Genomic DNA, 10,331 nt, shown 5'->3' with positions numbered 1-10,331 from the left:
GTCCTGATAGTTGTCGTGGATGACGCCCACCTGGTGCCCGAGGTCAGTCAGGCCTTGCACGGTGGCGGGGTCCATCTGTGGCTCGACGTTGATCTCCAGACCTGCGTTGAAGCGCCAGCGCGGCGCGTCGCAAGCGGCCTGCGGGTTCTGACCGAAGTCCACCATGCGCACCACCGTCTGCATATGGCCCTGCGGCTGCATGTTCGCGCCCATGACGCCAAAGCTCATGACCGGCTGTCCCTCTTTTGTGAGGAAGGCCGGAATGATGGTGTGGAAGGGCCGCTTGCCAGGCGCCACCTGGTTGGGGCCGGCATCGAGCGAGAAGGCATGGCCGCGGTTTTGCAAACTCACGCCGAAGGTGGGCTCGACGCAGCCCGAGCCAAAGCCCAAGTAGTTGCTCTGGATGAAGCTCACCATCATGCCGTTTTCGTCGGCAGCGGTGAGGTAAATGGTGCCGCCCTTGACGGGATTGCCAGCCTGGAAGTCCTGCGCGCGGCGCGGGTCGATCAGGCGAGCGCGGGATGCAAGGTACTGCGGATCGAGCAGTTGTTCGGCCGAGAGTTCCATCGCCGAGGGCTCGGCCACATAGCGGTACACATCGGCGAAGGCCAGCTTCATCGCCTCGATCTGCAGGTGCTGGGCAGCCACGCCGTCTGGGTCTAGGCCCTGCAGCTCGAAGTGGCCCAGGATGCCCAGCGCCATGAGCGCGGCGATGCCCTGTCCGTTGGGCGGAATCTCGTGCAGGCGGTAGCCCCGGTAGTCCTGGCCGATCGGGTCCACCCACTCGGGCCGGTAGCCGGCCAGGTCGGCTGCAGTGAGCGCGCCGCCCTGCTCCCGGGAGAACTTGGCCAGCGCCTGTGCGATCTCACCTTGGTAGAAGGCGTCGCCCCGGGTGCGCGCGATGGCGGCCAGGCCCCGCGCAGCCGCCGGGAAGCGGAACAACTCGCCCACCTGCGGTGCGCGGCCCCAAGGTAGAAACGCGTCGGCGAAGCCGGGCAAGCCGCCGAGTTCGGGCGTGGCTGCAGCCCATTTCTGCTGCACCACCACAGGCATCAGGTAGCCGCGCTCGGCGATCTCGATGGCCGGGGCCAGCAGGTCGGCAAAGGGCAGGCGGCCAAAGCGCTCAGACAGCGCCACCCAGCTGGCCACGGCGCCGGGTACGGTGACCGCGTCGATGCCGCGCTTGGGGGGCGAGGAGGCGCCCTCCCCCGCCTTGGCGCGGAAGTACTGCGGGGTCCAGGCCTGGGGGGCGCGGCCAGAAGCATTGAGCCCGTGAAGTTTGTGGCCGTCCCAGACGATGGCGAAGGCGTCACTGCCCAGGCCATTGCTCACCGGCTCGCACACGGTCATTGCGGCGGCGGCGGCGACAGCGGCGTCGACCGCATTACCTCCGGCTGCCAGCATGCGCAGGCCGGCCTGGGCCGCGAGGGGGTGCGAGGTGGCCACGGCGTTGCGGGCGAAGACCGGCAGGCGGACGGTGGGATAGGGATTGCGGTAGTCGAAGTGCATGGTGGACAGAGACAAAGTGCGTCGACCATTATTGGCCAAGGCTGTGGCCGGCTGGCGGCTGCGGGGCTTCCCCTACACTCGCAGCCCATGAAAGTGCAGGACATCGAGCCCTTCTTCGCCACATTGAAGGCGGCCAACCCTCAACCGGTGACCGAACTGGCCTACACCAGCGTCTTTGAGCTGCTGGCGGCGGTGTTGCTCTCGGCCCAGGCTACGGATGTGGGCGTGAACAAGGCCACGCGGCGGTTGTTCCCGGTGGCCAACACGCCGCAGGCCCTGCTCGATCTCGGGCTGGCGCGCCTCGAGAGCTACATCAAGACGATTGGCCTGTACCGTACCAAGGCACGCAACCTGCTCGAGACCTGCCGCATCCTCGTCGAGCAACACAAGGGCGAGGTGCCTCGCACTCGCGAGGCGCTGGAGGCCCTGCCCGGCGTCGGCCGCAAGACCGCCAATGTGGTGCTGAACGTGGCCTTCGGACAGCCCACCATGGCGGTGGACACACATATCTTCCGCGTGAGCAATCGAACCGGCCTGGCCCCCGGCAAGAATCCGCTGAAGGTGGAACTTGCCCTCGAAAAGCGGGTGCCGCCCGCCTACGCGGTCGACTCGCACCATTGGCTGATCCTCCATGGCCGCTATGTGTGCCAGGCGCGCAAACCCCGTTGCTGGGAGTGCGCGGTGGCCCGGTATTGCGACTTCAAGCCCAAGACGCAGGCTGCGGGCGCTCGCGCCTGAGCGCGGCACAGAACCCTTGCCCTCCGTGCGCGCCCTGCTTCCTGTGTTCGTCCTGTGCCTGGGCGCCAGCTTGGGCGCCGTCGCCCGCTGGCAGCTGGGGCTGTGGCTCAACACCGGCGCGACCTGGGTGCCCCTGGGCACGCTGACGGCCAATCTGGCCGGCGGGCTGGTGGTCGGCATGCTGATTGCGCTGTTCAACGCCCACCCGGAGATCGACCCGCTGTGGCGCTTGGCGCTTGTGACCGGGTTCCTGGGCGCGTTGACCACCTTCTCCACCTTCTCGGCAGAGACCCTTCAACTGCTGCTGGCCGATCGTCCCGGCCAAGCCCTCAGCCTGGCCGCCATTCACCTGATTGGCTCCCTGGGCCTGACCTGGGTCGGTCTTAAGGCCACCGCCTGGTGGCTGGCGCGCTGACAGGCCTCAAATTGCGCTGGGTGACCAAGCCCCTGGCGCCCTTTACCCAATGCCCAGCGCGCCTATTGCGTCACCACGCAAAGCACGCTGCAAGGCGCATTGGCGATCAGCGAGCCGGAGATCGATCCCCGCCACCAGCGCGCGGCCCAGCCGTCAACGTGCTTGTGTCCGACGATGATGAGGTCGGCCTGCACCTTGCGTGCGTAGCGGGTGATTTCCTCGATGGCCTCGCCGGTCGCCACCTCGCCGCGGGCGGCGCCAAAGCCGGCTGCCTTTAGCCGGGAAAGCCCGTCCTGTAGCACGCCGTCGAACTTGCTGCGCTCGCGGGCTTCGAGCTCGGCGTCGTAGACACCGCCCTCGAGTCCGACGAAGGCGATCATGGACGGCATCACCGCGACCAGAACCACCTCGCAACCGCTCCACTGGGCGATCTCGCTGCAATCGAGCAGGGCTCGCTGGCCGGCTTCGCTGCCGTCGTAGGCCATCAGGATGCGCTTGTACATGGAGAGCTCCTCACGGGGGACAAGTGGAACCGTAGCCAGTGTAGACCCGCAGACACGATCCATCAACCGCGGCCGCGGGATCTCGCGCGTACGCGCCGCTGAGCTGCAGATGCAGATGCAGATGCAGATGCAGATGCAGATGCAGATGCAGGTGCAGGTGCAGGAGCCGCTCTGCCGCACGCGGCGCCGGGACCCGCGCCAGGCACACCGATTGCCCGATCTCTAGATCTAGGTCAAAGCAGCCGCCAGCTGCGAGAAGTAGCCTGCCGGGTCCATTCACGCTTGGGAGATTCCGATGCCATTGCCCGACTCCAAGACGCAGCGCGTCGCCCTCGTCACCGGCGCTGCCTCAGGCATCGGCCGGGCCATTGCCCTGGCCTGGGCCCGCGAGGGCGTGGCCGTGGTCGTCTCCGACACACAAGAGGTTGGCGGCCGCGAGACCGTGGCCATGGCCCAGGCGGCTGGCGCCCCCGCTCTGTTCGTGGTCGCCGACGTCGCCCGACCCGGCGACTGCGAGGCGCTGGTCGCCCAGGCCGTGGCGCACTTCGGGCGGCTGGACATGGCCTGCAACAACGCCGGCATTGGCGGCACCCTCGCGCCCACGGCCGAATATCCGCTGGAGGCCTGGGCCCAGGTCATCGCCACCAACCTCTCGGGGGTGTTCTACGGCATGAAGTACCAGATCGCCCAGATGCTCAAGAACGGCGGCGGCGCGATCGTGAATGTCGCCTCAATCCTGGGTGCGGTCGGCTTCGCCAATGCACCGGCCTACACCGCGGCCAAGCACGGGGTGGTGGGACTGACCAAAACTGCGGCGCTGGAGTACTCAGCGCAGGGCGTGCGGATCAATGCGGTGGGACCGGCGTTTATCCACACGCCGATGATCGCCGCGATGGAAACCGATGTTGGCGCCCGCGCCATGCTGATCGACCAGCACCCGATCGGTCGCCTGGGCCAGCCCGAGGAGGTGGCCGAACTGGTCACATGGCTGGCCTCGCCCAAGGCCTCCTTCGTCACTGGCAGCTACTACCCCGTAGACGGCGGCTACCTGGCGCGCTGAGCCGGCAGCACCACCCAGCTGGCGTCGACACCGCACACCGCCACCCGCTGGTCGAACACCGCCTCCAGCGCGCGGTGGGTCGCCGGGTCATCGGTCGCGCCCTGGTGATGGATCTGGCCTTGGTCGATCAGCACCAGGGCATCCGCCTGCAGTGCCATGTTCAGGTCATGCAGCACAGAGACCACCGTCCCGCCGGTCGCAACATGGGCGCGCACGAGGTGCAGCCAGTCGGCCTGGTGCGGCGGATCCAGGTGCGCCAGGGGCTCGTCCATCAGCAGCAGCGGCGCCTGGACCGCCAGCGCCCGCGACAGCAGCACACGCTGGCGCTCGCCGCCCGAAAGCTCGCCCAAGGCCCGATGGCGCCAGTCCCAGCAGCCGGTGCGGCGCATCGCCTCCTCGACCGCCGCGCGATCGGGCGCCGACGGCGCAGCCAGCCAGCCCTGGTGCGGCAGTCGGCCGAGCATCACGACGTCATGGGCCAGCAGGTCGGCGGCAGCGCCCTCCTCACCCTGCCCGAGCCAGGACAGCAGACGACCACGGCCGCGCGTGCCGAGGTCACGGGGCAACTGTCCCAGCCAGCGGACTTCGCCTTGGCATGGCAGGAGTCCAGCCAAGCCCATGAGCAAAGTGGTCTTGCCCGCACCGTTGGGGCCGACCACCGCAGTCCAGCGGCCAGCCGGCAGCGCCAGGTCGAGCCCGGCGATCACGGGTCTGCCACCGCGTGCCACCGCCAGTGCGCGTGCGGAAAGTGCGCTGGCAGAAATTAGGGGTGCAGAGAGCGCGGTGCTCACAGCGGCCTCCGATGCATCAGCCACAGCAGGTAGCCGCCGCCTAGCACTGCGGTGAGCACGCCCACCGGTAGCTCTTGCGGTGCGAGCACCCAGCGACTGGCCACATCCGCAGCGAGCAAGAGCGCACCACCGGCCAGCGCCGACAGGGGCAGCAAGGCGCGGTGCGTGGGCCGGGCCGCCAGCCGCACCAGGTGCGGCGCCACCAGGCCCACAAAAGCCACCAGCCCCACCTGGGCGACAGCCGCGCCGGTAGCCAGGGCCATCACTGCCACCAGCAGGCCCCGAGCCGGGCCCAGGGGCACGCCCAGGCTGAGCGCGGTTGCCTCACCCAAGGCCAGAGCGTCCAGGGCCCGGGCCAGGGCCAGGGCCACGATCAGCGCCGGCACGAGGGACAGAGCCAGCACCTGAACCGCCGACCAGCCCAAGAAGCCGGTGCTCCCGAGCATGAAGCCCTGCAAGGTACGCATCACCTCCGGCAGCCGCATCAGCAGCAGCGAGGACAACGCGCCCAGTACCACCCCCACGATCACCCCCGCCAGCAGCAGGCGCAGGGTCTGCTGCACGCCGCGGGCCAAAGCCAGCGTGAGCAGCACCCCGCCGAGCGCACCAGCGAAGGCGGCGCCCGTGATGCCCAGTTGCGGCAACCAGTCCGTCGCAGCAGATGGCAGCCCGGTGGCGGCCAGAAGAACGGCCACGCCGAGGCTGGCGCCACTGGCACTGCCGAGCAAATACGGATCGGCCAAGGGGTTACGGAACAGGCCCTGGGCCACTGCCCCGGCCAGGCCCAGCAGCGCGCCAGCCAGCCAGGCGCCGAGGCTGCGAGGCAAACGAATTTCCCAGAGGATGGCGGCCTGCCCTGCGTCGGGTGCATCCGCGCTCCAGGGCCAGTGCCAGCCCGTGCTGCCCACCGCCAGGCCCAAGGCGACCAGGGCCAGGCCGGCCAACACCAGCAAACCTGCGAGCAGCCAGGGAGAGCGGCCGGGGATGGCGTTCATGGCGCTCGGCCGATCGGTCCGGCCAGGCAATCGGCCATCAGCCGCAGGCCCTCGCCCAGGCGCGGGCCGGGCCGAACCAGAACGTCGGCCTGTGCCGGGGTAAAGGCGCACACCCGCGACTCGCGGACAGCAGAGATAGCCCGCCAACCAGGGCGCTCGGCGATCCGGACCGCACTGCCGGACGTGGTCAGAATGACCTGTGGATCGGCCCGCACCACGAACTCCGGGTTGAGCTTGGGGAAGGGTCCCAGGGAGGCCGGCACCACATTGGTAGCCCCCAGGCGCGCGAGAAGTTCGCCGACAAAGGAGGCCTCGCTGGCCGCGTAGGGCGCCTCGCTCACCTCGAAATACACCCGGCGGCCCCGGGCGGCCGGCGACACCAGGCTGGCAGCTCCTGCCAGCGCCTGGTCGATGCCGGCTTGCAGCGCCGCGCCCTGGCCGGTGGCCAGCGCCTGGTCGAGTTGGGCGATCACACGCCGCAGGTCGGCGAGCGTGCGCGGCTCAATGGCCAGCACACGCAGACCCAGGGCCTCCAGCCGTGCGACCGAGCGGGTCGAGGTGGCGGCCAGGACCAGGTCGGGCCGCAGGGCCACCACGGTCTCAACCTGAGCGTCCTCCAGACCACCCACATGCGGCAAGGACTTCACCCGATCGGGCCAGTTGGAATAGTTGTCCACGCCGACCAGCCGGTCGCAGGCGCCCAAGGCGCAGACCGTCTCGGTGAGCGATGGCAGCAAGCTCACGATACGCCGCGGCGGCGCTGGCAGGGTGATGGTGCGACCACGGTCATCGACGATACGCACCGGCTCAGCCCGCACGGGCTGCGCCAGCCCGAGCAACAGCGCGAGCAGCGCAATCAGGAGGCCGATCGCCCAGCCCCTGCGCCAGGGGTGGCCATCAGCCATGACGCGCGCTCCAGTCAAGAATGAGCCGGTGCATGCGCTCGACGCCATCGGTCAGTGCGGCCGGGCCTGGCTGCAGGATGTCGGCGGACTTGATCTCGAACAACTGCCCGTCCCGCACCGCCGGCACCGCCTCCCAGCCTGGACGGGCGGCCACCCGCTCGGGTCGGAATTTCTTGCCGCACCAGGACCCAAGCACCATCTCGGGCTGCCGGCGAATGATCTCGGCCGGCTCCTGCACGATGCGGTCCTTGCCCAGGGACTGCCGCGACAGCTCGAGAAAAATGTCGTCGCCACCGGCGATGGCCAGTAGCTCGCTCACCCAGCGAATGGCGCTGATCGGCGGCTCGTCCCACTCCTCGAAGAACACCCGCGGCCGGCGCGGCAGCGCACGGCCGGCGGCGGCGATGGCGTCCAGGCGCGCACGCATCGCGCCGAGCAGTTGCTGCCCACGCTCGGCCTCGCCGACCAAGGCGGCCACTTGCCAGAGCATCGAAAAAATTTCGTCGACGCTGCGCTGGTTGAACACCGTCACCTGCACGCCCTGACGAATGAGCGCGCTGGCGATGTCGGCCTGCAGGTCGGAGAAACCGAACACGCAATCGGGCTCAAGCGCCAGGATCTTGTCGATCTTGGCGGTGAGGAAGGCGCTGACCCGGGGCTTTTCCTCGCGCGCGCGGCGCGGGCGCACGGTGTAGCCAGAGATCCCCACGATGCGCGACTCCTGCCCGAGCAGGTACAGCCACTCGGTGGTTTCCTCGGTCAGACAGACGATGCGGCAGGGACCGTGCATGGGAGAGACGCTCATCGCATCGCGCTTAGCGGCTGTGCCAGCGCAGAGTGACGTAGGTCGTACGGCCAGGCTGGCTGAAACCATAGACGGTTTCGTAGTGCTCGTTGGTTGCGTTGTTCAACTTGATCTGCAGGTCGAAGTCCCGAGCGAAGCGCCATTCGCCGAACAGATTCAAAGTGGCATAAGCCGGCAACAACCGATTGGCGCTGTTGGATGAGTCGTCGTAACGAGCCCCGACCTGGAGTACGCTCCCACCCCAGCGCCATGGGCCTTGCTGCAAATCGGCGCCGAGCGACGCCTGCTGGCGAGCGCGGCGGGCCAGCACCTTGCCGGTGTCCTCATCACGCGGATCGAGTTGGTCCAGCGAGCCCTGCAGGTTGACCATACCGACGCGAGCTTTACTGGACAGCGTCCAACCTCGCAGTCGGGCAGCGCCCACGTTGTTGATCGTGTTTGTCGCGCCGTCATAGGCGATCAACCCACGGAGACGATTATCGAAATAGGTGATCTTGGCCTGGCCCACCGATTCCGCCCACTGGAGCGACACCTCCCGATTAACGCCCTGCTCAGGTCTAAGGGACGTATTGCCGACCCAGGGGTCATAGAGATCACCGAAAGAAGGCGCCACAAAGGATTGCCCCCAGGAGGCGCTGGCGCGCCAGGCAGGGGTCAATTGAATGCCGATGGCCGCCAACCCGGTATTGCGCTCGCCATAGTTCGAGCTCAGATCTCGCCGCAGGTTGGCCTGCCAGGTGCTAACGCCCTTCTGACCATTCAAACCCATGAAGGCCGAACGAGTGCTGCGGGAGGAGCGAGGGGGAGCGGGCGTGGTGACGATGGATTCGAGAGTCGCGGACAGACCGGCTGACAAGGCACCCGCACGCGTCGGGAAGGTGTTTTGCCAGGTCATCTCGTTCCGTGCGCTATCAACCGGCGAGTAGCTTGCCGACAAGATCGGGTTGTGCGCATCCTCGGACCTGCCCAGGCTCAGCTCGGTCAGCCAACCCGGGGACAGCTTGCCGGTCAATGCAGTACGGGCCACCGTGGCACGGACGGCACTACGGGAATCGAGGGAACTGCCGCCATATTCGTCGAACCGGGAAACTCCGTTGGAGTAAAACATGCTTGCTGCTAAGCGCCAGTCATGATTGAGTGGCAGCAGCAACGAGCCGTTGACCGAGCCTTGGCGAAAACTGTCTTGGTCGGGAATGTAGGGCACATACGGCGAAGCGACGGCAGAGGCGTTTGGGCTGGTAGCCGAGATGCCGCGCTCAGCCAATTGCTGGGCCGCAAGCGCAAAACGACTCCCGTCCTTCGTACCGCCTTCGATCGAGGCCGCCACACGGCCGTGGCCGAGGCTGCCAGCAGTGACGGAAATTTGCTTGCGCAGGCCCTCGCGCCCCTGCCGGGTGAACACCTGGACGACGCCGCCGGCCGCATCCGCGCCATAGAGTGCAGACGCCGGCCCCTTGAGCACTTCAATCCGCTCTATGGACTCTACTGGAATCGTTTCCCACGGTGCGGTTGCGGTGTAGAGGGAATTTACCCGCACACCATCGATCAGGAGCAGCGTATGCCGACCGCTGCTGCCGCGGGTGATGATGCTCGCTGCCTGGCCTGGCCCGCCATTGGAGTTGGTCTGCAAACCCGCCTCGCGGGACAACAACTCCGGCAGGGTACGAGCAGAGGACGCCTCGATGGCTGTCCGCTCGATCACTACGAGATCTGCCAGAACCTCGTCGGCGCGGGACTCGATGCGGGTAGCAGTCACCGTGATCGTTGGCAAGGCGGGCGCCAACTCGGGACGGGCCTGTGACACAAGGTTCGATTGAGCGAAAGCGCAGGGAATGAAGGACACGCCAACGGCCAGGAAGGCCGCACCGAGGCGCGATGCAAAAAGCACACGAATGGTCATGAGGAAGCACACAAACGAATGGCCCGCGCCGGGTTCCCCGCCAGCGCATTGGGCGTCACGGCCGGCAGTCTCGCTTGCGGCGAGGCCTGCCGGCCACCTCGTTGGCCGGTATCCGGGCTGGCGGATCGCCTCATCGCCTTCCCAGGCCCTTGCGGGCCCAGTGGCTGATTGATGAGCCGGGTGCGCGCCGTCTTTCTCAAGAAGGCCTCGCACGCTCCGCTTACCGTTGCGGGGGCAGCGCAGGTTGGGCCGGCGTTCGCACGCACTGGCCCTCCTGCTTCCCGTTGAACTGCGGTGTGAGAGCCACATCGCGAGCACCAACGCATCCATTCTAGGCCATGGCCCTTCTCAAACCCTACAATAATGACCATGACCCAGGCCACGCCCATGGAGCAAATTGCCGAGCGCGTTGAGCGCCTGCTGCTGCGCCATGAGGAGCTCCAGCGCACCAACGCGCTGCTGGTCGCCCAGGTAGAGTCGCTCACCCAGGAGCGAGATTCACTCAAGTCCCGGCTGTCCGCCGCCCGTGCCCGGGTCGACGCGCTGCTCGACCGGCTCCCCGACGTGAAGAACACGTCCTGATCGCCAGCCACCTCCCTCTCCTCTATCGCTGACCGCCCCGCCATGAACCAGATCGAAGTCCAGATCATGGGCCAGAGCTACCTGCTCGGCTGTCCCGAAGGGGGCGAGGCCCGTCTGCGCGAGGCGGT

Annotated in this window: 12 protein-coding genes and 1 riboswitch; of the genes, 5 read left to right on the top strand and 7 right to left on the bottom strand. The window is 67.7% G+C overall.

What is annotated here, in order from left to right:
• Positions 1-1,509: gamma-glutamyltransferase family protein (locus QE494_RS09030; protein ID WP_300042603.1), on the bottom strand; the 1,509-nt coding region annotated here is incomplete at its 3' end.
• Positions 1,510-1,596: 87 nt separating this feature from the next.
• On the opposite strand from QE494_RS09030, the gene nth reads away from it, so the two are divergent.
• Entirely contained in the window at positions 1,597-2,247 is a 651-nt protein-coding gene (nth, locus tag QE494_RS09025) for an endonuclease III (RefSeq protein ID WP_300042598.1), read from the top strand.
• Positions 2,248-2,281: 34 nt separating this feature from the next.
• Entirely contained in the window at positions 2,282-2,662 is a 381-nt protein-coding gene (gene crcB / locus QE494_RS09020) for a fluoride efflux transporter CrcB (protein ID WP_300042602.1), read from the top strand.
• A 62-nt stretch (positions 2,663-2,724) separates the two neighbouring features.
• On the opposite strand, the gene QE494_RS09015 is transcribed toward crcB, so the two are convergent.
• Positions 2,725-3,165 carry a universal stress protein gene (locus QE494_RS09015; RefSeq protein WP_300042597.1) on the bottom strand — a complete coding sequence of 147 codons (441 nt, stop codon included), beginning with the start codon at positions 3,163-3,165 and terminating at the stop codon, positions 2,725-2,727.
• Positions 3,166-3,460: 295 nt separating this feature from the next.
• Here QE494_RS09015 and QE494_RS09010 point away from each other — a divergent pair, with 295 nt between their 5' ends.
• Complete coding sequence (locus QE494_RS09010) at positions 3,461-4,225, top strand: SDR family oxidoreductase (RefSeq protein WP_300042596.1); 765 nt, start codon at positions 3,461-3,463, stop codon at positions 4,223-4,225.
• Here QE494_RS09010 and QE494_RS09005 read toward each other — a convergent pair.
• Genes QE494_RS09005 through QE494_RS08985 form a run of 5 tightly spaced genes read right to left on the bottom strand, consistent with a single transcriptional unit; the run spans position 4,210 to position 9,621 of the window.
• The gene (locus QE494_RS09005) at positions 4,210-4,989 is read right to left on the bottom strand and encodes an ABC transporter ATP-binding protein (protein WP_300042600.1); all 780 of its coding nucleotides are present in this window, start codon (positions 4,987-4,989) and stop codon (positions 4,210-4,212) included. The genes QE494_RS09010 and QE494_RS09005 overlap by 16 nt on opposite strands.
• Positions 4,990-5,012: 23 nt before the next feature.
• Positions 5,013-6,011: an iron ABC transporter permease gene (locus QE494_RS09000; RefSeq protein ID WP_300042595.1), complete on the bottom strand. Its 999-nt coding sequence runs from the start codon at positions 6,009-6,011 to the stop codon at positions 5,013-5,015.
• Positions 6,008-6,916 (bottom strand): ABC transporter substrate-binding protein, encoded by a 909-nt coding sequence (locus QE494_RS08995; RefSeq protein WP_300042594.1) that lies wholly within the window; start codon positions 6,914-6,916, stop codon positions 6,008-6,010. The genes QE494_RS09000 and QE494_RS08995 overlap by 4 nt, the downstream gene beginning before the upstream one ends.
• Entirely contained in the window at positions 6,909-7,706 is a 798-nt protein-coding gene (locus tag QE494_RS08990) for a cobalamin-binding protein (RefSeq protein ID WP_300042593.1), read from the bottom strand. Before QE494_RS08990 ends, QE494_RS08995 begins: the two co-directional genes overlap by 8 nt.
• Before the next feature lie 25 nt (positions 7,707-7,731).
• Positions 7,732-9,621 (bottom strand): TonB-dependent receptor, encoded by a 1,890-nt coding sequence (locus QE494_RS08985; RefSeq protein ID WP_300042592.1) that lies wholly within the window; start codon positions 9,619-9,621, stop codon positions 7,732-7,734.
• Between the two features lie 85 nt (positions 9,622-9,706).
• Positions 9,707-9,958, bottom strand: a riboswitch (cobalamin riboswitch).
• A 32-nt stretch (positions 9,959-9,990) separates the two neighbouring features.
• On the opposite strand from QE494_RS08985, the gene QE494_RS08980 reads away from it, so the two are divergent.
• Both QE494_RS08980 and QE494_RS08975 read left to right on the top strand, forming a co-directional pair.
• Positions 9,991-10,203: a DUF904 domain-containing protein gene (locus QE494_RS08980; RefSeq protein WP_300042591.1), complete on the top strand. Its 213-nt coding sequence runs from the start codon at positions 9,991-9,993 to the stop codon at positions 10,201-10,203.
• Positions 10,204-10,245: 42 nt separating this feature from the next.
• The coding region (locus tag QE494_RS08975; RefSeq protein WP_300042599.1) for a cell division protein ZapA at positions 10,246-10,331 on the top strand (86 nt) is incomplete at its 3' end.

Source organism: Ramlibacter sp., assembly GCF_029866045.1.
Taxonomy (GTDB): Bacteria; Pseudomonadota; Gammaproteobacteria; order Burkholderiales; family Burkholderiaceae_C; genus Ramlibacter.
This window is presented reverse-complemented; position numbering and strand designations above follow the sequence as displayed.